At 33.7% G+C, this 24,312-nt stretch carries 15 protein-coding genes; 10 read left to right on the top strand and 5 right to left on the bottom strand.

Going from position 1 to position 24,312, the window contains the following annotated elements:
• Positions 1 to 176 precede the first annotated feature (176 nt).
• The 3 genes from FLP_RS07485 to FLP_RS07475 all read right to left on the bottom strand — a co-directional run bounded on the left by FLP_RS07485 (position 177) and on the right by FLP_RS07475 (position 3,208).
• A complete protein-coding gene (locus tag FLP_RS07485) occupies positions 177 to 1,217 on the bottom strand; it encodes a FecR family protein (protein ID WP_065448901.1) in 1,041 nt (346 codons plus the stop codon).
• A gap of 227 nt (positions 1,218 to 1,444) precedes the next feature.
• Positions 1,445 to 2,032 (bottom strand): RNA polymerase sigma factor, encoded by a 588-nt coding sequence (locus FLP_RS07480; protein ID WP_065448900.1) that lies wholly within the window; start codon positions 2,030 to 2,032, stop codon positions 1,445 to 1,447.
• A gap of 303 nt (positions 2,033 to 2,335) precedes the next feature.
• Positions 2,336 to 3,208, bottom strand: coding sequence for a LysR substrate-binding domain-containing protein (locus FLP_RS07475; protein ID WP_065448899.1), 873 nt, complete (start codon positions 3,206 to 3,208; stop codon positions 2,336 to 2,338).
• Positions 3,209 to 3,304: 96 nt separating this feature from the next.
• Here FLP_RS07475 and FLP_RS07470 point away from each other — a divergent pair, with 96 nt between their 5' ends.
• Positions 3,305 to 4,024 carry an MBL fold metallo-hydrolase gene (locus FLP_RS07470; RefSeq protein WP_065448898.1) on the top strand — a complete coding sequence of 240 codons (720 nt, stop codon included), beginning with the start codon at positions 3,305 to 3,307 and terminating at the stop codon, positions 4,022 to 4,024.
• 209 nt (positions 4,025 to 4,233) lie between these two features.
• On the opposite strand, the gene FLP_RS07465 is transcribed toward FLP_RS07470, so the two are convergent.
• Positions 4,234 to 4,836 carry an RNA polymerase sigma factor gene (locus tag FLP_RS07465; RefSeq protein WP_065448897.1) on the bottom strand — a complete coding sequence of 201 codons (603 nt, stop codon included), beginning with the start codon at positions 4,834 to 4,836 and terminating at the stop codon, positions 4,234 to 4,236.
• A gap of 279 nt (positions 4,837 to 5,115) precedes the next feature.
• Here FLP_RS07465 and FLP_RS07460 point away from each other — a divergent pair, with 279 nt between their 5' ends.
• The 8 genes from FLP_RS07460 (at position 5,116) to FLP_RS07425 (ending at position 20,632) form a co-directional block, all read left to right on the top strand.
• A complete protein-coding gene (locus tag FLP_RS07460) occupies positions 5,116 to 6,267 on the top strand; it encodes a FecR family protein (protein WP_065448896.1) in 1,152 nt (383 codons plus the stop codon).
• 213 nt (positions 6,268 to 6,480) lie between these two features.
• On the top strand, positions 6,481 to 10,053 hold the full coding sequence (locus FLP_RS07455) for a SusC/RagA family TonB-linked outer membrane protein (protein ID WP_065448895.1): 3,573 nt from the start codon (positions 6,481 to 6,483) through the stop codon (positions 10,051 to 10,053).
• Between the two features lie 17 nt (positions 10,054 to 10,070).
• Entirely contained in the window at positions 10,071 to 11,477 is a 1,407-nt protein-coding gene (locus FLP_RS07450; protein ID WP_065448894.1) for a RagB/SusD family nutrient uptake outer membrane protein, read from the top strand.
• Positions 11,478 to 11,542: 65 nt separating this feature from the next.
• Positions 11,543 to 12,736, top strand: coding sequence for a TlpA disulfide reductase family protein (locus FLP_RS07445; protein WP_065448893.1), 1,194 nt, complete (start codon positions 11,543 to 11,545; stop codon positions 12,734 to 12,736).
• 94 nt (positions 12,737 to 12,830) lie between these two features.
• A complete protein-coding gene (locus tag FLP_RS07440; RefSeq protein WP_065448892.1) occupies positions 12,831 to 13,964 on the top strand; it encodes a TlpA disulfide reductase family protein in 1,134 nt (377 codons plus the stop codon).
• 86 nt (positions 13,965 to 14,050) lie between these two features.
• Entirely contained in the window at positions 14,051 to 16,840 is a 2,790-nt protein-coding gene (locus FLP_RS07435; protein WP_065448891.1) for a M16 family metallopeptidase, read from the top strand.
• Between the two features lie 267 nt (positions 16,841 to 17,107).
• Positions 17,108 to 19,108 (top strand): protein-disulfide reductase DsbD family protein, encoded by a 2,001-nt coding sequence (locus tag FLP_RS07430; protein ID WP_065448890.1) that lies wholly within the window; start codon positions 17,108 to 17,110, stop codon positions 19,106 to 19,108.
• Positions 19,109 to 19,132: 24 nt separating this feature from the next.
• Positions 19,133 to 20,632 carry an aminotransferase class V-fold PLP-dependent enzyme gene (locus FLP_RS07425; RefSeq protein WP_065448889.1) on the top strand — a complete coding sequence of 500 codons (1,500 nt, stop codon included), beginning with the start codon at positions 19,133 to 19,135 and terminating at the stop codon, positions 20,630 to 20,632.
• 79 nt (positions 20,633 to 20,711) lie between these two features.
• Here FLP_RS07425 and FLP_RS07420 read toward each other — a convergent pair whose 3' ends face one another.
• Positions 20,712 to 22,400 carry a glycoside hydrolase family 28 protein gene (locus tag FLP_RS07420; protein ID WP_065448888.1) on the bottom strand — a complete coding sequence of 563 codons (1,689 nt, stop codon included), beginning with the start codon at positions 22,398 to 22,400 and terminating at the stop codon, positions 20,712 to 20,714.
• A 581-nt stretch (positions 22,401 to 22,981) separates the two neighbouring features.
• Here FLP_RS07420 and FLP_RS07415 point away from each other — a divergent pair.
• Positions 22,982 to 24,199, top strand: a complete 1,218-nt coding sequence (locus FLP_RS07415; RefSeq protein ID WP_065448887.1) for a DUF4272 domain-containing protein — start codon at positions 22,982 to 22,984, stop codon at positions 24,197 to 24,199.
• Positions 24,200 to 24,312: the final 113 nt, after the last annotated feature.

Raw genomic sequence — 24,312 nt, 5'->3', positions numbered from 1 at the left:
TGTCAAACATGGTTGTTTTACAGCGTAATTTCATAAATTTGCATGTTTTTTAATGGTTACTGGAATTAATTATTAAGAATCGCGGCCATCTGGTGTAGGAGCTAGATGGCTTTTTTATTTTGGTTTTAGCTAGTTTTTATATCGTTTTTTAAAAGGTTAATACTCCGTTATTGGTGCTATTCACAGCCTTTTCCTTCAAGGACAATGGCGTTATTTTGATTATAATGATATGTGGTTTCGATTACACTGCAGACTACTTTTAGGACATGATCTAAATCTTCTTCGTTTAAGAAACTGGCAGTAATTCTGCATTTTTTAATGTTTTCATTTTCTAATACAATCGAGACTTTATATTTTTGAGAAATTAGCGCAACAGCCTCTTCCATATTGATATCATCCAGAATCAGGTAATTACTTTTCCAGGCGATTGCAGTTTCGATTTTAATATTATTTTGCTCGAAGTCCAAAGTGTTTTTGTTCACCTTTATTTGCTGGTTAGGCGTGATGATACCGTAAGTTTTTTTAACATCTCCCACTTGTACTTTACCACGTTCGACCGTAACTTCGATATTATCAGATGTGTCGTAAGCATTGATATTAAAGGCAGTTCCTAAAACTTTTGTACTCACTTTGCCTGTATGCACGATAAATGGTTTTTTCTCATTTCTTTTAATATCAAAATAAGCTTCTCCGGATAAAGTAACTTCTCTGGTTTCTTTGTCAAAATCATTTTGGTCGTACGTGATACTGCTTTTGTCGTTTAGGATAATCGTACTTCCGTCTGGTAAACGAATAAGCTGTTTTCCGTTAAATGCCAAAACCGAACTCTCTTTCTCCATATTTTCTTCTTTTGTTTTTATGGAATTAGGTACATTTTCATAAACAAAAGCAGTTCTTAATGCAAATAAAATGGTAATCGCTGCGGCAATGGCAACCAGCGTTCTTCCAATTTTTCTATAAGATCTTTTATTATCATGAATCGAAATAACTTTAGGAGCTGATGATTGAGAAAGAATAAAATTCAGGATATCATCACTTTTTTGTTTATCCAGAATTTCAACATTCTGATTTTCCTTCATCATGGATTGAATCTTTTCTTTTATAAAATCATCATGCGTGCCTGACTGGATAATTTCCATCAGCTTTTGTTGTTCTGCCTCAGATAAATTATTCTGCAGGTAGTTTTCGAATAATTCTTCAAATACTTTTTGTTGCATTTGCGTTTTGATTGTGAGTTAGTAATCGTTTATAATAGTAAACCTGGGTTGTTTTTTGTTTTTGTTTTAATGCAAGGATCTTGTTAAAATAGAAGATAAACCTATGTTAAGTAATGATCTTTATTATAAAGACGATTGAAAAATAGGGAAGGAGTAGTCGAAAGTGAAAAAAATGTAAAAAAAATGTAAAATAATATAAAAGAGCCTTTTTAGCTGTGGCCGAAAGTTTACATTTTAAAAAATAAAAACAATGTCATGAACATATTCATGTAAGGCGAAATTTTTGTGCGAACAAATTTCAGCGCCTGAGCCATATGTTTTTTTACTGTTTCTGTAGAGATGCCCAAATCCTCACCAATTTTTTGGTGACTTAAACCATCCCATTTTGCCATTTTGTAGATTTTTTGCTGCTGTGGCGGAAGCTGATCAACTATTTGATTTAAGATAATATTGTATTGATCGTCTTTTATAGCATCTTCAGTATCATTTGTCGATGTACTTTTGTAATTCGAATCAACAACTAAAGAGGTATCTCTCGCAATTTTCTTGATCATGTCAAAAATATGATTGCGGGAAATAATAAAAAGATAGTTTTCGATATTGGTAATTTCACCCAGATTTTCGTGGTTTTGCCAGATTTTCAAAAAGACATCCTGAACCACTTCTTCGGCTAACATTCTGGATTTTGTTATTTTTAAAGCAGTAGAAAAAACAATATTTTTGTATTCATTATACAGTTTTGTAAACGCCAGTTCATTCCCTTGCGATAACTCGTAAAGGAGTTTGCTTTGGTCAGAATTAGAATTTAGAGACATTGAGATAATAATTTGTTAACTTGGACAATATTATTACTTTTTTGAATATATGCGCTATTAGCACTAAAAATATTTAGTCGAAATGTTATTTTGCTAATTATTTACTACAAATTTTGTTTATTTTGTAAAAATACATCAGTCATTTTATAAATCAACGAAACGTACTATTTTGAGTACGAAATTCTTTTAAAGCTTCTATTTTACAAGCTTTAAGAGCTTTATTTTATAAAATATACGAAAATATGTAACTAATGGTTTTGGAGATAAAAATGATTTTTGAAATTCTTGATTTAAAAAGAATTTTTAAACTAGCGACTTCAAAATAGCTAAAAACACCTTTACCGCTTTCTTTTCATATACTTCTTTTATCGAAATAATCATGGCGTTTCTCGTCATGTTTTTTCCTTCTATGGGAATACACGAAATTCCTTTTTCATTTTTAATGGTGGTTTGGGTAAGAATAGTATACCAATTTCCACTTTTCACAAGCTCTAATAAGGTTGGGATATCATTTATTTCGATAGTAACTTTTGGATGCAAATTATTTTTATCAAAAGCTTCACTAATAAATTGTGTCGTGCTGTATCCTTTTGAAGGAAGAGCAAGAGATAATTTGCTTATTTCTTTTAATGAAATCGATTTTTTATTTTTTAAATTAGAATCTGTCGAAGTTACCAGAGTCATAGGCGATGTAAAAAGGATCTGGTAATTAAAATGATTTTCGGTGATAATTTCTTCGAAAGTCAGAATAACGTCCAGTTCAAAATGATTGAGTTTTTCTAACAATTCCTTAGAAGTTCCAAAAACAATTTTAAATTCTATTTCAGGATATTGATTTGCAAATTCAATTACGCTTTGAGTCAATATATCGCGCAGTGCATACGTAACACCAATTGCAATTTTACCGGTATCAAGATTGTTCAAATCCTGCAGTAATTGTAAACCTTCTGTAGCTTTGTTGGTACTTTGCAAGGCATAAATAGAAAATAATTCTCCTGCTTCCGTTAGTTTAATTCGTTTTCCTATTCGGTTAAAAAGTGGGATTTGCAATTCATCTTCAAGCTGTTTAATCTGTTGCGATAAAGTACTTTGGCTAATGTTTAAAGCATTTGCAGCCTCGGTAAAATTGAGTAATTCTTTGGCTTTAAGGAAATATTTAAGTTGTCTGAGTTCCATGTTTCAAATCGGTTTTATCGATTGATGCTATCGAAAAATAACGTTTTACAAATATAGAAATTCTTTAGACCTTTGTAAAAATAATGAAAAACTAAAATGAAAATAATACCACTGCAGGAAGGAAATTATGTTGTTAACAGTGAGAAAGAATTCAAACTCATCAATGAATTTCCTTTAGATTCGGGACTTAAAATGGCCATTCAGCCTTTTTTGATTATTACGCAAAATGATTATATACTATTAGATTTAGGTTTAGAAATTAACAAAAACGGAAAACCTTTTATTCATCATTTGCTGCAAAGTCATGATATAGCGCCGGAACAAATTACAAAAATCCTGATTTCGCATTTTCATAAAGATCATATCGAGGGAATTGGTTTTTTTGAAGGAGAAAACTTTATTCAGAATTTTCCAAATGCAACAATTTATATGCAGGAAAGAGAACTTGATTTTGCTTTAACACAACAACATCCTTCTTATAATCTTAATTTACTCCATCAATTTAAAACGTTTCCTAATGTTGAGTTTCTGGAGGATGACAAAGGGCAAATAACAAATGAGATTTTCTATGAAGTTTCCGGAGGACATTCGCCATTTCACCAGGTTTTCTGGATTAAGGAAAATAACGAGATCACCTTTTACGGAGCTGATGATTTGCCACAAGAAGCGTATCTAAAAATGCACGTAGCCTACAAAACAGATTATGATGGTAAACGTGCCATGGAATCCCGAAAAAAATGGGATCAGGAAGCTAGAGAACAAAACTGGAAAGTTCTTTTGTATCATGATATGAAAAAGCCGGTTTTAGAGTTTTAGATGAAAGAACAAAGAGAATAGAGGAAAGAATAAAGAGCAAAGAATAAAGAGCAAAGAATAAAGATGTTTTCTGCACATCGCTATGTGAATTAATACATAGTGAAACGCCTTTTTAAGTTAAAAAATCTATGTTTCTATTTGTTTAAAAAATACGCCACTAATTAAAAGTATAAATAACAAAGAAAGGATGTTCGTTAGAGTATCCTTTTTTAGTTTAATTTTAGTTTTTTTCTTTTTCCAAATAATAAAAACAAAACACTTTTTATTTTTTCTTCTAATGAAGATCGCAGAATCGAGAATGCTTTTGTAATCTGGGCTTCGACCGTTTTTATAGAAACATCAAGATGTTCGGCAATTTCTATATTGGTTAAACCTTCTTTTTTGCTTAATATAAAAACCTCTTTGCATTTTGGCGGCAAGTTTTGAATTTCTCTGTTAACCACATTCAAAACACGCTGAAATGACTCGGAATCTTCTTCCTGAATAACTGAATTTAAAGCATCGTAATATGATTTTTCTAATGAAAACAGAGATTGATTTTTTCGATACAAATCAATGAATTCGTTATAAACTAATTTGTAAAGAAAACTTTTTAAAGCATGATCTGGTTTTAATCTCGTGCGCTGTTCCCAAACTTTAATAAAAACATTTTGCACGATATCCTCGGCGCTGTAAATATTTTTTACCAGACTATTGGCATATACACAAAGTTGATGATGATAAGTATCGATAAGATAGTTATATGCGCCTTCATCTCCTTTACTAAGAGACTCAATTAATGTGGCATTATTATCATAATTATCGATCTTCATAGAAACAAATATATAAATTAATAGTTTTTAAGGCCGAAATGCACGCTTTATTTCGGCAAATTCAGCTTTTTTATCATTTTCTATTTGAAAATTATTACAAATAAAAAGAGTAAAAAAGGCAAAGATAAAAACATTTACTACATTAATTCTATGAAATTAATATGGTTTGTTAGGGATAAAGAATTATGAAAAATAAAAAAATCATCAAAATGAAAAAAACTTTATCAAATTGTTAGGGTTTTGTTTTTTAGCTTCGTAATAATATTAAAAACAAGTAAAATGACAGTGAAAAAGTCAGAGCGATTAATTGTTAAGTTTATCACAAATCAGGCAAGTAAGGAAGAAATTGAGACCTTGACGGAGTGGCTTAAAGAAGAGAAGAATCAAATTGTATTTAAGGATTTTGTAAAAACCAATTATGCAATTGATACTGCAATGTACACTTTTGATTCAACCGAAGTAAAAAAACAATTAACAGAAAGAATCCAAAAAGAAAGTAACGTTTTTCAAAAAAGAAGATTTTCGTCTTATTACAAATATGCGGCAATTTTGATTTTGATCTTGGGAGGATTTTACTTCTATCAAAATTCAAATTTATTTCATGCTAAAGAAAATGTCATTGTTCCCAGAGAAGACGATATTGTTTTACAGTCAGGCAATGAATCGGCAGAAACAATAAATATTTCTGAAACACGAGATGTAACAGACAAAGACGGAAAAGTAATTGGAAAACAGGAGAAAAACAGATTGGTTTATTTCAATACCAATTCAAACGAAAAAATGATTTATAATACTTTGAAAATTCCGTACGGTAAAAAGTTTGAAGTTCAATTATCAGATGGTACAATTGTGTATTTAAATGCAGGAACATCATTACGATATCCGGTTCAGTTCGCAAAAAATCAAAGCCGTCAGGTATATCTAACGGGAGAAGCTTTTTTTGAAGTTTCAAAAGATAAAGCACATCCGTTTACAGTAAATGCACAAGAAGTGAGTGTAGAAGTTCTGGGAACTAAGTTTAATGTGAACTCGTACATAGAAGATGAAAGTACAAATGTTGTTTTGGTAGAGGGAAAAGTTTCGCTTTATAAAGATAAAAAAACAGCAGAGAATCAGGTTTACCTAACTCCGGGTTTAAAAGGTTCAAATATAAGAGGACAGCAAAAAATCATAACAGAATCTGTGAATACAGATTATTATACAGCTTGGGTAACAGGAAGTTTAGTATTTAAAAATGCCTCTTTTGATGCCATTATAAAAACACTGGAACGTCGTTACAATGTCACTGTTATTAATAAAAATAAAATATTGGGCAAAGAAATCTTCAATGCCCGTTTTGACAATGAGCCTATCGAGGTCGTTTTGAAATATTTTAGTGATAGTTACGCCATTGATTATAAAATAAATGAAGATCAGATTACAATTAAGTAAAGAGAATAGAATAAAGAAGCAAGAGAATAGAATAGACAAAAAAAATCTAAAATCTAAAATCCAGAATCTAAAATAAAAAACGCCTATGTAACAAAACATCCACAAAACAAGGATCGTTATTTAGAAAAAAAACCGGAAAATGCGCCAACATTTTCCGGTAGAATAAAATGCGATCAGTACACTAACCAACCACAATTAAAAACATTTAAAAGTATGAAAAAAGTATTGAACAAAATCAGGTTCGACAGGCCTTTTTTGAAATTTGATTTGAAGATGAAATTGACCACACTATTTTTATTTACCACACTGACAGTTATGCAGGCGGGAGTTTCGTATTCTCAGAAAGCAAAAATGTCATTGAATGCCAGTGACATGACCGTTGGAAAAGTCATTGAGAAACTGGAATATACTACAGATTATAGATTTGTTTATAATGTAAGATCGGTAGATTTAGATCGAAAAATAGACGTTAGGCTGAATGATGTTTCTATAGAAACGATTCTAAATACGATCTTTAAAAATACGGGAACTGATTATAAAATTTCAGGATCTCATATTATTTTAACGCCTAAAAAAACATCAGAAGCCGTAAAGGCTGTTCCTGAAAAACCAGTTGCAGATTTTATTGTAAAAGGTAAGGTAACGGATGAAAAAGGAATTCCGTTAGTAGGAGCAGCAATTTCTGATAATGGCTCGGGAAATGGAGTTCAGACAGATTTTAATGGTGATTATCAAATTATTACCGTTGGTAGCGAAACAACTTTAGCTTTTGCTTATTTAGGGTATGTACGACAAGAAATAAAAGTAGCAGGTAGAGCCGTTATTAATGTGGTGCTTAAAGAAGAAACACTTGAATTAGGCGAAATAGTATTAACTACGGGATATCAAAATATTTCGGCTGAAAAATCTACAGGATCATTCTCGAACCTGAAAGCCAAAGATTTTCAGGAACAGCGTTTAGGTAGTTTAAATTCAATTCTGGAAGGACGTATTGTAGGATATCAAAACGGAAAAATTCGTGGAAATACTTCTATGAATGGTTTAACAACACCTTTGTACGTGATTGATGGTTTCCCGATAGAGAGCACAAAATTCAATCAATATTATAGTCTGGAGGAAAATTTACCTAATTTAAATTTAGAAGATATTGAAACTATTACGGTTCTTAAAGATGCGGCTGCATCCTCTATTTATGGTGCACGCGCAGCTAATGGCGTAGTGGTTATTACCACTAAAAAAGCTAAGGCAGGAAGAACAAATATTTCGTTCTCAAGTAATTTAACCGTTACGCCTTATAGAAATTACACTGGTAATCTTACAGACTCAGGAGATATTATTGATTTAGAAAAAGGATGGGCAGCAGGAAATCCTAATTTGCAGGGCGCTAATGCCAGTACTTATGCAAAATCATTATTGCAAAATGCTGTTTTCACCAGCCAGGGTATGCAAACGTTGCTAAATGGTTATGCGGGAAATATTTCGCAAACAGAAATGAATAATCGCCTAAACGGACTAGGTGCGCAAGGTTATAAATATTATGATGACGTTGCGAGATATGCAAAACGTGATCAGTACTTTATTCAGCACAATGTAAGTTTAGGAAAAGCAACAGAATCAAACAGCTTTAATGCCTCATTGACGTATAAAGGAAATAAATTTGAAGATCGTTATTCTGATAATGAATCAGTTGGTATTAACTTAAAAAATTCAACCGAAATTACGAGCTGGTTAACTTTAGATTTGGGTACTTACACTAATTACAGTAAAAGCAATACACAAGCTTATAATCCGTTTGATCCAAAGTTTAAATATCAAATGTACAATCAATTAGTCAACGATGATGGTTCTAACTTTACTTCGACATCAGCATCAAGATACAACACTAATACCCTTGCATCTATGCAGACTTATGGTCTTTATAACATGGATATTACGCCAATGGATGAATTTGGAAGAAATATTGATGAAGGGAAAAACTTCTTAAACAGAACTTTTGCAAAATTTAACGTAAGATTCAATAAAGCATTTACATACAATGTGATGTTTCAATATGAATATGCTGCAGATCGTTCAAGCCTTACAAGAGAAAAAGAATCGTATGATGTTAGAGCGACAGTAAACAGTCTGGCTACTATTGCTAATAATAAAGCCGTATTTAATTTGCCTTATGGGGATATCTTAAAAGAAACCAATCAATTTTCGAATGCTTACAACTTTCGTCAGCAGTTAAATTTTGACAAGACTATTAATAATGTACATGATTTTACTGCCATTGCGGGTATGGAGATACGCCATACAAAAGTAGAATATACTGATAATACACGCTATGGCTGGGACGAACAAACGTTGAGTTTTACTCCGGTAAATCAGGTAGATTTGCTTAAAGTGTACGGTCCTATTTTTGGAGGTTACATGAGTCAAAATGATTTTGCAGCAGATCGTGAATTGGTAAATCGTTATGTTTCATTTTACGGAACAGGAGGATATACCTATGACAGGCGATATTCTGTAACAGGAAGTTTGCGTTGGGATCGTTCTAACCTTTGGGGTACAGATAATAAATATCAAAATAAACCAACCTGGTCGACGGGTGCGGCATGGAATATTGATAAAGAATCATTTTTTCATGTAAACTGGATAAATGTCCTAAAACTTCGCGGTTCATACGGTATTGGAGGAAATGTTGCCAAAGATTCAGCTCCTTATTTAACAGCGTATTATAATCCTAATAACAATGTTGGCGGACTTCAGGGAGGAATTAATTCAAGACCAAATCCTGAATTATCGTGGGAAAAAACAACAACAACCAATATAGGTTTAGATTTTTCATTCTTTAATAATCGATTGAGCGGAACTTTTGATGTTTACAACAAAAAAGGACAAGATTTATTGGCAAACAGTAACGGAGTTCCAACAGAAGGTTTTGGTTTTTCTACTTATAAAATAAATAACGGTGAAATGACCAATAAAGGTATCGAAACTACCTTAAGAGGAACCATTGTAAAAACTGCTTCTTTTTCATGGGATGCTTCAGTTTTATATGCGTATAACAAAAATAAAGTCGATTATGTAAAAGTTGAAGCCCCTGTTTACTATCTGCAATTAGATTATCCATCGGCCTATCCAAGAGTTGGAAATGATTTTAATACTATTTATGGCTATGAATGGGCGGGTTTAAATGAGAAAGGCTTACCTCAGGTGTATAATGCAGCGGGCGAAAAAGTAAAATATAATCCGTCTGATCTAAATGCCGTAAAAGATTACGGATCAACCGTACCTACACACAGCGGATCATTTCATACCTCGGTAAACTACAAAAACTTTTCTCTTTCGGCACTTTTCATCTATGAACTAGGTCATAAAATTAGAAATACATTTTTACCGATGCTAAACAATAACTATTCCGGAGCATTAGGTGATTATGTAACAGATATAACAACTGTAAACAAAAATATTGTAAACCGTTGGCAGCAGCCGGGCGACGAAGCCTTTACAAATATTCCTCGTGCTGTATATGAATACGATCCTGATTTTACTTCAGATTCTCGTGATATTTATCGTTATGCAAATATCAATATTCTTGATGCTTCGAATATAAGATTAAGCAATGTATCATTAGCTTATCAAATGCCAAGGGATATTATCAAAAGGATACAATTGCAAGATGTGCGCTTTAATCTGAATGCTGAAAATGTTTTTACAGTAGCCAAAAGCAGAGATGCTAAATATCTTTTAAATGGCTTTCAATCTCCAAGTTTAGTTTTTGGTGTAAATATTAATTTCTAATTTAAAAAGAGAACAAGATGAAAAATATATATAAAAAGACACTATTGATATTGGCATTAGGATTAACTCTCACCTCTTGCGAAAGTTATTTGGATGATGTACCAAAAGGGAAAAAAGTACCCACAACTTTAACAGATTTTGAAGCTTTTATACGCGACGAATATACTAACCAATCTGTTTTTGTTGAGCACGCTTCAAACCTGTTAAACGATAGATTTGTTACAATAGCCGGATTATCAGCTGACCGCTTGGTAAAAGCCAATTATATGTGGGATGAAACTGCTGATCGTATACAATTAAATCAGGCAGATGAAGCTATGTATTACAGAAGCTATGCCGGAATTTCGACTTTCAATTTAATTATTACTAATGCATTAGGAACAACAGAAGCAACGGAACAAGAAAAAAGAATTGTGTGGGCAGAAGCAAAGATTCTGCGCGCTATGTGCTACTATAATCTGGTAAATTACTACGCAGATACTTATATAGCCTCTACAGCTTCTACAAAATTATCAGTTCCTTTAATTACCAGTGCCGATATTAATGCGCCAAGCAAGCAAGTAAATATTCAGGAATTGTATGATTTTATATTGGCAGATATAAAAGAAGCATTGCCTTATTTGCCCAAAGTTTCTCAAACTGCTTTGCATCCTAATTTAGGAGCAGGTTATGCTTTAAATGCGCGTGTTTATTTGCAAATGAATAATTATACCGAGGCTTTAAAATATGCAGATCTTGCCTTGTCTGAAAATAATAAATTGTATGACTGGGTAGGATATTATAATACCAACAAAACAATCATCGAAAATCCGGATCCTAATATTACGGCACCATCGCCTATGGGATATAATTATGTCGAAAATTACACCTTTCGTCATGGCTCTACTGCAGGATTAACCACAGAAAATAATATTCCGGTAGAACGTGCGCAGCGTTTTGAAGCAGGAGATGGTCGTTTCTTGTCCCGCTGGAAAATTAGAACCATTGGAGCAGAAACATATTACAGAAGAATATTATCAGGTAATTTTAATTATGGAGGAATTACCACTGTCGAAGTATATTTGATCAAAGCAGAATGTCTGGCTCGTGCAGGACAAATAAGCGATGCACTAAACGTATTAAACACAGTTCGTAAAACACGTATACTTCCTGCTTCGTATCAGGATATTGTAACTGAAGATAAAACTACTGCTTTGTATGCTATTTTTAAAACTAAAAATAATGAGCTTATCCTAACACTAATTCCTTTTGCAGATGCACGTCGTTTAAACGCAGAAGGTATTTATAAAGTAAGTTTTACAAAAGTAGATGCAGGAGTAACCTACAACTTATCATCAACATCTCATTTATGGACAATGCCATTTCCTCAAGGAGCTACTAAAAACCCTGGAAACGGAACCATTACCCAAAATGTAGCAAAATAAAACCTCAAAAGCTTCCTGAGTAGAAATTCCGAAAGGAGGCTTTTTTTTAAAAACAGCAATCAAAAATGAACACAATTAAATACAAAATATTCGGATTATGTCTGGGTTTGTCGCTGGTTTCGTATACCAGTCAGGCACAGGCTAAAAAAGCAATTCAGCAATCGTATACCCTTGAAGGAAGTATAAAAGGTCTGGAAGACGGAACCATAATTGAGTTAATTCCCGGAGCAACACATTCATCAGAAACTGCAGTTGCCGAAACGACAAGTAAAAACGGCAATTTTACTTTTACAGGAAAACTAAAAGAACCACGTTTATTTTACATTTCGTTTGCAAAGAGCAAAGGATTTATTCCGGTTTTGGTCGAAAATGCTAAAATAAAAGTAACTGCCGAAGCTGAAATTTCAAAAAAAGAAGACCAAAGAATCAACTTCAAAAACGAAGTTATTACAGGATCAAAAGCAAATGATTATTTCAAAAAAGAAACTGCTTTTAGAGAAGAGTTAAATAACGATTACGCTGCGTATCATAAAGGTACTGAGGAACTTTCAAAATTATATTCGAAAGCGAGAACAGCAGGCAACAAAAAACAAATGGATTCTATTGGAAATACTCCGGAATGGAAAAAATTTGAAGCAGATGAAAAAGCCTTTTTTGCTAAAGTACAGTCAAGTTCAGAAAATTTGATTTCGAAACATAAAGCAACCTGGTGGGGACCGTTTTTTATGATGACGCAATACAGTTATTTGACACCAGATCAGAAACCCGTTTTTGCACAATTCTCAGAAATAGCTAAAAAAAGTTACTACGGACAATTGGTAGAAAAAGAAGTAAATCCTAAATCGTTGGTAGGAACAAATGTTTCCAACTTTGCATTGAATGATAAAGACGGAAAGGGATTTAATGTAAAAGATATCATAGCGGGCAAAAAATACATTCTAATTGATTTTTGGGCAAGCTGGTGTGCGCCGTGTCGTAAAGAAATTCCGAGCTTAAAAACAGCTTATACAGCTTATGCTGATAAAGGTTTTGAGATTCTGAGTATCTCAATCGATAAAGATCAAAAAGCATGGCAAAAAGCATTAGGACAGGAAAATATGCCATGGCATAATCTCTTAGATGACAATAAAGTAAGTAATGCATTTAATGTAATAACCATTCCGGCGACCTATTTAGTTGATAGTAAAGGTGTAATTATCAGCGACAATTTACGAGGTGAAGCATTAGAAGAAAAATTGAAAGAACTTTTAAAATCATAGTTCTCAGTCACAGTCGCAGTGACAGTAATCAGTAAAATACTGACTAAAAACTACGACTGGATACTGGCACTAAATACTAAAAAAAAATAACAACATGAAAAGTACAATCTTAAAATCAGGTTTAGCCGCTTTAGCACTTATAACCACAATCTCTTCCTGCTCAAAAAAGGAAGGTTTTACTATCAACGGGACAATTTCGGGATTAGATAAAGGAACTGTTTATTTGGAGAACACAGATGAAAAAGGGAACAAACAAATTGTAGATTCTGCTCAGATAAAAGAGGGAGCCTTTACATTTGAAGGAAAAGTAAATGAGCCTTTATTATATACCTTAAAATTGAAAGGACAGGAATATGGCGCCTTAGTGTTATTAGATAACGAAGACATTAAAATTGAAGCTAAAAAAGACTCTATTTTTAAAGCTAAGATTACAGGAGCAACTCAAAACGATATTTACCAATCGTATTATAAGGATGAATTCAAAAAAATACAAGCGATTGCCGGACCTGTTTATAAATTATCGGATTCTTTGCAACAAAACGGAAAAGTAAAACTAACACCGGAACAGCAAACCATGATGGATAAAAAATGGAAAGACCTTCAGACTTTAGCTGATGATCTTACAGATAAATATATTACTAAAAATAAAGATAAAGTGGGTGCCGCTTTAGTAATTAGCGACCGAATTGTATCTTACGGAACACCGGAACAGGTAAAAAAATATTATGGAATTTTATCTCCTGAAATTCAAAAATCAGTTTATGGAAAACAATTAAAAGCGACCATCGATCTTGATGATAAAACGGCTCCCGGTGCTGTAGCTTTAGATTTTTCTCAAACAGATGTAAACGGAAAAATCGTAAAACTATCGGATTATAAAGGAAAATATGTTTTGGTAGATTTCTGGGCAAGCTGGTGCGGACCATGTCGTAAAGAAAATCCCAATGTTGTTTTGGCATACAAAACATATCACGATAAAGGATTTGATGTGTTGGGAGTTTCGCTAGATGATAAAAAGAAACTTTGGGAAAAAGCAATCGAAAAAGACGGATTAACCTGGACGCATGTTTCGGATTTAAAAGGCTGGAAAAATGATGTTGCCGTTTTATACGGAGTAAAATTAGTACCTACCAATTACTTAATTGGACCTGATGGAAAAATCATTGCTAAAAACCTTAGAGAAGCTGAACTACAATCAAAATTAAAAGAAATTTTCAGTAAATCTTAAAAAAGTCTTCTAGTCTCAGTTTTCAGTCTCAGTCTCGGCGCAAACTTTAAACTGCGGCTGAAAACTAAACAAAAATATCACAAAAAATGAAAAAACATATCTTTCTGGGCTATTGCTCACTAGCTTTCTGTACGCTTGTTTCAGCGCAAAATAAATCAGTTAACTTTAAGAAAATAAAGGAATTAGGTGGAATCGAAGAGTATTTGTATCAGCCAAACGGTATGAATGTTTTGCTTTTGCAGGATAATGCTTCGCCAGTTGCAACCGTACAAATTGTGTATCGCGTAGGTTCTAAAAATGAAGTGTTAGGAAATACGGGATCAACACATCTTTTAGAACATTTAATGTTTAAAGGAACGCCAGCTTTCAACAAGAAAAACGGAAACACGATTACAGATGTACTTCAAAATACAGGAGCACAATTAAACGCCACAACCTGGTACGATCGTACCAATTACTTCGAAACTTTGCCAAGTGATAAAATTGCATTGGCGCTTCAGATAGAAGCAGACAGAATGCGAAATTCTTTATTATTGAAAGAAGATAAAGAGGCCGAAATGACGGTAGTTCGTAACGAATTCGAACGTGGAGAAAACAATCCAAATAGTTTATTAGATAAAGAAATTTGGGCTTCAGCATATATTGCACATCCTTATCATCATTCAACAATTGGCTGGAAATCAGATATCGAAAAAGCACCAATCGAAGTATTGCGTAATTTTTATAATACCTATTATTGGCCTGATAATGCCACTTTGACTATTATTGGAGATTTCAAAAAAGAAAACGTATTCGAATTAATTGAGCAGTATTTTGGTAAAATTACTAAAGCGCCAAATGTAATGCCGCAACCTTACACCGAAGAGCCACAACAATATGGACCTCGTAAAATTGTACTAAAAAAGCCGGGAGAGTTGGGCGTTGTAAACAAAGCCTATAAAATTCCGGGAGCCTTACACGAAGATCTTCCAGCCTTAAATATTTTGGGCGAAATAATAGGTTCGGGGCCTTCAGCGATTTTAAGCAAAACTTTTGTAGACACAGGTTTGGGGATTTATGCTTATGCAAATGCCACAAACTTTAAAGAAGTTGGACTTTTTACAATTGGAGTTGGTTTTCCTGCCACTTCAAAGCACGAGGATATTGATGCTAAAATAAGTGAAGTTGTAGCAAAAATTCAAAAAGAGGGCTTAACTCAGGACGAAGTAAATCGTGTTGTGGCAAAAATTAGCGCACAAACTATTTTAGCACGAGACGGTTCAGGAGTTATTGCATCAGAATTGACAGAAGCCATTGCAGCCGGAGACTGGACAGATTATATCACTGGAGTTGACAGATTAAAGAAAGTAACTCCTGCGGATGTTGTTAGAGTTGCAAAAAAATATTTAGTTGATGATCAAAGTACAACCGGATATTTTATCCCGAAACAAACTGGTGCACAAAATCCGGACACAGCTCAAGCTAATAATTTTATGCCTGAAAACGGGCCATTTTATTACAGAGATGCCAACCACGGACATGATCACGAAGAGTATCCACAAAACATTTTATCAGTACCAATAAATAACGCTGTAGAATTTGTAAAAGAAACTGTTAGCGAAAAAACACCTTCGGCTTATAAAAGAGAAAAAGTAGGAGGAATCGATATTGTTTCAGTAAAAACTTCGGCTAAAGATTTTGTTACTGTTGCAGCAAGTATTTCATTAGGGAATTATGCAAACGAAACAAAGAATACTGCGATCCCGTCATTAACAGCAGCCATGTTATCAAAAGGAACAACGCTGAACGACAAATTTAAATTTTCAGAAAAACTGCAAAAATTAGGTGTCAATTTAAATGTAAACGCATCGACTTTTAAAATTAATATTGGATTTAAATGTTTGAAAAAAGATTTAGATCAGGTCATTACGTTATTAGCAGAAGAGTTAAGAAATCCATTGTTTGATGCAAAAGAATTCGAAAACTTAAAGCAGCAATTTATAGGAAACACACAACAAAATTTAAATGACCCCGGCGAAAGAGGAACCATTGCTTTGCTGCAGGCTATTTATCCAAAAGCGAATCCAAATTACAGCTTAAGTGTAGAAGATGATATTGCAAATATTAAAAATGCAACTCTTGATGAGGTTAAAGCTTTTCATAAAAAATATTTCGGACCAGCGTCTATGCATTTAGTAATTGTAGGAGATACTGAAGGAGCCAATTTAAATGGATCTTTAAAAAAATCATTCAAAAACTGGAACGGTGGAGTAGTAGAAAATATGAAGTTTGAAGAAGCTGTAAAATCAGCATCAAAAACAGAGGTTATTACCATCGCCGAAAAACCAAGTGCCGAATTATTTATCGGGCAGTATACAGGTTTAAAAAGATCTGATGCAGATTATATTCCGTTTTATATTGCCAATTATACATTAGGCGCAGGTTTTGCCGGACGTTTGATGCAGACTGTTCGTGATAATGATGGATTAACGTACAGTATTTCATCCGGTACAGGAGGGAATATCAGCACTGGAGGTTACTGGATGGTTAATGCATCTTTCAATCCAACTTTGTTTCAAAAAGGATTAGATGCTACCATGGTTCAGGTCGATAAATGGGTTAAAGACGGAATCACAACAGCAGAATTAGAAAATAAGAAAACCAATTTAATTGGAAGTTTTAAAGTTGGAATGTCAACCACAAACGGAATGACCAGAACAATTTTAAGTTTTGTTGAAAGAGGTTTAGAACCAGACTACATAGAAAAATATCCAGAAGATATCGAAAAAGTGACTTTGCAACAGGTAAATGACGCTATCAAAAAATACATTCAATTAGATAAGATGATTGTAATCAAATCGGGTTCGCTTGATAAAGAAGGGAAACCGTTGAAATAGAGTACTCTTTTAGTAAAGACAACTTTGTAAAAGTTTTAAACTTTGACAAAGTTACTGCGACTGCGACTGCGACTGCGACTGCGACTGCGACTGCGACTTGAAACCTGAAACCTGAAACCTGAAACAAAAAAACAAAAATTTTTAATAGTCCGTCTTTCATTTTTTTCATATTAGAAACTGAATTAGTAAGCAATTTTCTAAGAAAGACCCGAAAAGAGCTGTTTGCCAGCAGCTCTTTTTTTCAAAAATATCAAACCTAAATAACCAATGAAAAAATTACTAATAACCTTTATGTTGTTGCTGAGTTATAGCATATTTGGGCAAATGTACAATCCGGTAAAGTGGACAACAACAGTAGAAAAAATATCAGATAAAGAGTATATTCTAAAAGCTCAGGCAGTCATACAACCCGGTTGGCATTTGTACGGACAATATATTGAAGAAGGCGGACCTTCGCCAACCGCTTTTACATTTAAAAATGAGCAGAAAAAATTTGAATTAATTGGAAAAACAGCCGAAGATAAAGGACATGAAACGGTCGACAAAATCTTCGATATGAAAATCAAATATTTTGAAGAGAAAGCAGTTTTTACACAAAAGATAAAATTTACATCAGATGAAATTGCAAACATCGCTGCCGAAGTAGAATTTATGGTTTGTGATGACAGTAATTGTTTACCTCCTTCATCAGAAGAATTGTCTTTTAAAATTCCGAATGCTAAAAAGTTGGCTTCCGCCGAAGAAACGGCTGTTATGCATAATGATACCGTTTCTGCAGAAAAAGTAGTTACAGTATCAGAAGAAAAAGAGAACAAAGTCAGTGTAAATCCGATTAAAAAAAATGAATCAAGAGGATTAATAAGTATTTTTATAATTGCTTTTTTATCCGGATTTGCGGCTTTGTTAACGCCTTGCGTTTTCCCAATGATCCCAATGACGGTGAGTTATTTTACCAAACAAAGTAAAACCAAAGCTGCCGGTATTAGAAACGCTTTGATCTACGGATTCTCAATCGTGATTATTTATGTATTATTAGGTTCAATTGTAACGGCGGTTTTTGGTGCAGATTCTTTAAATGCACTTTCGACAAATGTTTGGTTCAATCTGATATTCTTTATTTTATTAGTGGTTTTTGCCTGTTCTTTTTTAGGTGCATTCGAAATAATGTTGCCCAATTCGCTTGCCAACAAAGTCGATTCTCAGGCAGATAGAGGAGGATTAATTGGAATTTTCTTTATGGCTTTGGCCTTAGCCATAGTGTCTTTTTCGTGTACAGGCCCAATTGTTGGAACTTTGTTAGTAGAGGCGGCTTCAAAAGGCGGTATTGCACCAATTGTTGGAATGTTAGGATTCTCGATTGCTATTGCTTTGCCTTTTTCATTATTTGCGGCATTTCCGGGGTGGTTAAATGCGCTGCCAAAATCTGGCGGATGGCTCAATACGGTAAAAGTAGTTTTGGGCTTTTTAGAACTGGCTTTGGCTTTTAAATTTTTATCGAATGCCGATTTGGTTTTGCAATTGCATTGGCTGGAAAGAGAAGTTTTTCTAACCATCTGGATTGCCGTTTTTGGAACTTTAGCTTTTTATTTGTTTGGAAAAATTACTTTGCCACACGATTCTCCTTTAAACCATATTTCAGTTGGAAGATTAACTTTTGGATTACTCGTTTTGAGTTTTACAATTTACCTGATTCCCGGGCTTTTTGGAGCGCCATTAAAGTTAATTAGCGGATTCCCGCCGCCAATGCATTACAGCGAATCACCAGACGGATTTGGAGGTTCTAAAAGTTCATCTGAAATAAAAGAAGTTTTACCGGAAGGAGCAGAGTTTGGTCCGCAAAACATTATCACTTTTCACGATTATAATAAAGGAATGGAATTTGCCAAAAAAGCAGGAAAGCCTGTTTTATTAGACTTTACAGGTTATGCCTGCGTGAATTGCAGAAAAATGGAAGAACTCGTTTGGTCAGATGCGAAAGTTCTGGGAGTCTTAAAAAATGAGGTTGTCTTGATTTCATTGTATGTTGATGATAAAAAAGAATTGCCGGAGAACGAACAATATATTTCTGAAACTACTGGAAAAAAGATTAAAACGATTGGTAATAAATGGAGCGATTTACAAATTAAAACCTACAAAGCAAATGCTCAGCCATTTTATGTAATTGTAGATCACAACAGCACCAATTTAACCGAACCTTCGGCCTATAATCCGAATATCGGGGACTATTACAATTGGCTGAATTCGGGAATAAAAAACTTTAAAAAATAAGTTTTCTTTAAAAGAAATAAAAGAATGAATGCTATTTTAAACAAAACAGAAATAAGTCCATTAGAATCTTATTTTTCTAAATTTAGAGAGAATACTGTTGGTGTATATCATACTTTCGAATCGGTTTACGGTACACAAAAAATGGTATACGCCGATTGGATTGCCAGCGGAAGATTGTATTTGCCGATAGAAGACATTATGCTGAATAAAATTGGTCCGATGATCGCCAATACGCATTCTTTTTCCAGCGAAACAGGTAAAGCTTCAACGTATGCTTATCAATACGCAAGAGAGCTGATTAAAAAACAGGTAAACGCTAACAAGCAAGATTGTTTGGTAGCCACAGGAACCGGAATGACAGCGGCTTTATCGAAGTTACAGCGCATTATGGGGTTGCGTGCTAAAGATAATATTTACAATATAAAACTGAATTTTGATGATGAAAGGCCGGTAGTTTTTATCACGCATATGGAGCATCATTCCAATCAGGTTCCTTGGTATGAAACTATTGCCGATGTGGTTGTTTTGCCCGGAGATGAAAATAATCTGGTTGATCCTGAAATATTGTCAAAAGAAATTCAAAAGTACGCCAACAGAACCATGAAAATTGGTTCGTTTACAGCATGCTCTAACGTTACAGGAATCGTTACGCCGTATCACGAACTGGCAAAAATTATGCATCAAAACGGAGGTTTTTGTTTTGTTGATTTTGCAGCTTCGGCACCTTATGTTCCAATCGATATGCATCCCGAAAATCCTGAAGAACAGTTGGACGCGATATTCTTTTCTCCTCATAAATTTCTTGGTGGTCCGGGAACATGCGGAATTTTGGTTTTTAATGAAAAATTATACCAGGCAAATTTTCCGGATAATCCCGGTGGAGGAAATGTAAAATGCACGAATCCTTGGGGCGGTTATCATTATAGTGATGCTATCGAAGTAAAAGAAGATGGCGGAACACCTGGTTTTCTGCAAGTTATGCGTACAGCCTTATGTCTGGAATTGAAAAACCAAATGGGAATCGAAAACATGAAAGAGAGAGAAACTGAATTGATGCAACTTTGTTTTTCTCAACTTCAAAAAATAAAAGGATTATCTCTTTTAGGAGATTTAAATACCGAAAGAATTGGCTGCGTTTCTTTTACTATAGAACATATTCACTACAATTTAATTGTAAGGCTTTTGAATGATCGTTTCGGAATTCAGGTTCGTGGCGGTTGGTCTTGCGCAAGTACGTATGCACATTATTTGTTTGGTATTGATGAAGAGGAATCTAAAAAAATGACAGAAGAACTTCTTGAGCAAAATTTAAGCAATAAACCGGGTTGGGTTCGTATATCATTACATCCAACAATGACAAATCAAGAGCTTTTATTTATTTGTGATGCGATACAAAAAGTTGCGATTTATTATGAAGAATGGCAGGAAGTGTATTGCTATAATCCGAAAAATAACGAGTTTGAAAGCCTTGTAAAGCACGAAACGATTGCCGAAGAGGTGAAAGAATGGTTTTGTTTAGACTAAATTTCCGAAAGATATAAAATAAAAAAAAGGGTTGAATCAAAATTGCTGATTCAACCCTTTTTTATGAGTTACTTTCAATTTAGAACTTTACGGTTCCTTTAGGAACAGTTTCTCCAACAGTTGTTTTATTAGCCAGATTAAAATTAGCTGATGAAACAAATTCTATATTCTGACTGTTTTCTCCGTTGACCGTAATTGCTTTAGGAGAAGTAGAATTGAACTCTACATTTTTAAGAGACATGTTTTTGGTATTGTAAATTTCAAATACAGTAGCTTCTTCAATTTCTAATTTTGCATTGTGTATTTTAATTCCGTTAGCATCGATGATAGAAAAGCCTTTTTTTGCATTTCCTGTCAGATTAGAAATTTCGATATTTTCAAGATTCATTTCTGGCAAACCTTGTAAAAAAACTGCTTGTTGAGCTCCTTTTATCGTTACATTTTTGATTGAGATATTCTTGAACTGAGGAGTTTCTTCATTCACTGGCATTGCTTTAGAACTTAGTGTATTACCACCTTCTGCCAAAGTTTCTTCGATCGATTTTCCTCCGTAATACAAATTAAACGAGATAGCCTGAGAGGGAATATCTGTCATGAAAATATCCGATATAAAAATATTTTCGACTACACCGCCACGTCCGCGGTTACTTTTAAAACGCAATCCAACATCTGTTCCCATAAAAGTACAATTAGATACATGCATGTTTTTTACACCGCTTGACATTTCACTTCCAACCGTTACGCCGCCGTGTCCGTGATATACGATATTGTTTTTTATGATAATGTTTTCGCAAGGAACGCCACGATCACGACCGTCTTTGTCTTTTCCTGATTTAATACAAATAGCATCATCACCAACATCAAAACTTGAGTTTTCGATGATTACATTTTTACAGGATTCTACATCAAGACCATCTCCGTTTTGAGAATACCAAGGGTTACGAACCGTTACATTACGCACAATTAAATCTTCGACCATCAAAGGGTGAATGTTCCAGGCTGGTGAATTTTGAAATACCGGACCATCAAACAGTACTCTTTTGCTATTTTGAATACTTACCATTACCGGACGTAAAAAATCGTGAATCGTTTCAAACTCTTCTTTGGTTTTTAAATCCAGACGTACGTTTTGATCTGCTCCTTTAGAGGCATTCATAAAAGTTTCAGACGGATACCAGCTGGTTTTATCTTTGTTTAAAACTCCGCCCGAAGCAATCACTTTTTTCCATTGACTGTCAGTTAGTTTGTTCTTTTTAACCTGTCTCCAGACTTCTCCAGATCCGTCCCAGACACCATTACCTGTAAAAGCAATGTTTTCAAGATTTTTACCATAAATAGGAGAGATACATCTCCAGGTATTCAATCCTTCAAAGCTGGTTTCTATAAGAGGATATAAACTTTTATCTGGCGAGAAAATGATTATTGCACCTGTTTCTGCATGAAGTTCAAGATTGCTTTTTAATAAAATTGGACCTGTAAGCCAGATTCCGGGAGGAATAACAACTTTTCCACCGCCTTTTTTTGCTACCGCGGCTATTGCATCGGCGAAAGCCTTTGTATTTAAAACATACCCGCCATTTACAGCTCCAAAATCTTTAATGTTTACACTGTTTTTAGGAATTACAGGTTCTTTTACTTTTGCCATTTTAAATTCAATATTCTTATAAGTGTCATAAGTCTTTGAATTTTGAGCAAAACTGTTTTGCGTACAACTTATTATCATAATTGCCAAAGCAATACGTAAAAGGTTAATTGGGTGAGTTTTCATTCTAATTGAATTATGGTTAAAAATTTTAGTCTAAATAGAGAGACTTTTTTGCTAAATGCATTTATTGTTTGTTCTTTTTTTATCGATTCGCAAAAAAAGAACTTCGATCGATAAATATATGTAAATGTAATCGATTACACAAATCTATAAAAAAATATTTATAAAGCGGTGTTAAATTAGTCCTTACCACAAAATAAAAGTGATTCGTTATGAAAGTCTTTTCTAGCCTTTTATTTTACTAGTATCAGGAAAGTACGGGATGGTTTTATAGCATTTAAAAAGTTATTCTATTTTTTTAATTTTAAAGATAAAGAAGTGTATTTCGGCGAAAGCCAATTAAAAATATTTCACGCAGATTTAATATGGATTTAAGCTGATAATGCAGCTTGATTTAAAAATTATTTACCAAAATAATAATCCTAATTGATCTGCTCTAATCAGTAAAATCTACATGAAACTTTTTTTAAAACTTATAAAATCATCCTGATTACGTTTGCATTTTGTAGTAAAATAAACCTATATTAGCGTAAATAAATAATTTTTATACGCCTGGATATTTAATCACAAATAGAAATAATAGCATGATTTGTACCATTTACTCACACCAATCAGGGTTTGATGATATTAAAGAAATAATCGTATCTCATTTTCCAAAAGGAAATATTTTAATTGATAAAGAAGAGGAGTCCGATATCATAACATTAGAAATTAAGGAAGGAAGTTCTTCGCAAAAAATAAAAATCTTGTATCGCCAGAGAGCCGAGCCTTCTTATCAAATTCCGGAAATCAATGATTCTGCGCTAACGGCTAATTTAAAAGGACTTTATGGCTTTGTTTATGGATTGCCAACTGTAAATGAAAAAGTAAAAGAACTTTTTTTGCGTAAAATAGAGACTTTAAATTCTGAATTTACCATTATCCCGGAACAAGGAGAAATAGCCAATTTAAAAACCATAATAGCCAATATTGCCGAGGAACTTGATGCGATTTTGTTTGTTCAGCCTGATACTGTTATTAGTAAATCGAGCGGCCAGCATTTTCTGGACAAAAATTTAGATTTGATTATTGATACTGAAGGAAATTGTGAAATTGATGTATTAGATGTCAAAATTAATTCGGTTTATTTTGATGCAGATCAGAATGAGTTGACGGAAGATCAGTTGCAAAGAAAAGAGAATAACGAAAAAATTCTGGAAGAATATAACATCAAAATCAACAGAAACCTGCCTTGTATAGAATCTGAAGAGGAGACTACTTTAAGGACACCAAGAGAAATTGCGCAAAGAGTGAGTGCTTTGGCAGTAGTCAATTTAGTGGCGTTTAATAGTATTTCTCCCGAAGAAGCTACAGAATATCTTCAAAATTATAATCTTTGGGATTTTACGACGGAAAACGAAAAAGAATTTCTGGCCAACCCAACCGATGATAAAAAAGCAAACGAAAGTTGGAAATGTGAAGGTATTTGGGTTTTGATGTGGGCTTTGAATAAAATTGAAACGCTGGATTTTCCGGATGAGTTTTGCGATCTGGAAAATATTGATCCGGATAATTACCCTGTTGGTCAGGATAAAGATCCCAATATTTTTATTGATTCGATAGTGGCCATAAGATCTAAAAGCGAAATTTTGGATGCTAATGATTTGTATTACAGATTTAATTGGGCATGTGTCGACGAGAGAATCAATGGCAGGGAAATAGAAGGTATAAATCCGGGTATTGTTTATGAAAGACAATATGCCTTAAACTGGCTGATCAATTATATGGAGCAGGATTGGGATTTTATTACTTGTGATACTTAATTTGTAAAGGTTGCTTTTCTTTGAGCATAATTTTACCGCAAAGAACGCAAATTTTATAAATCTATGAGGTTTATAAAAAAGACAAAGTTCGCAAAGCTGTATCAATAGAAAGC

This window comes from Flavobacterium piscis (assembly GCF_001686925.1).
GTDB lineage: Bacteria > Bacteroidota > Bacteroidia > Flavobacteriales > Flavobacteriaceae > Flavobacterium > Flavobacterium piscis.
The sequence above is the reverse complement of the archived record's forward strand: the minus strand, read 5'-3'. Positions and strand labels throughout refer to the sequence as shown.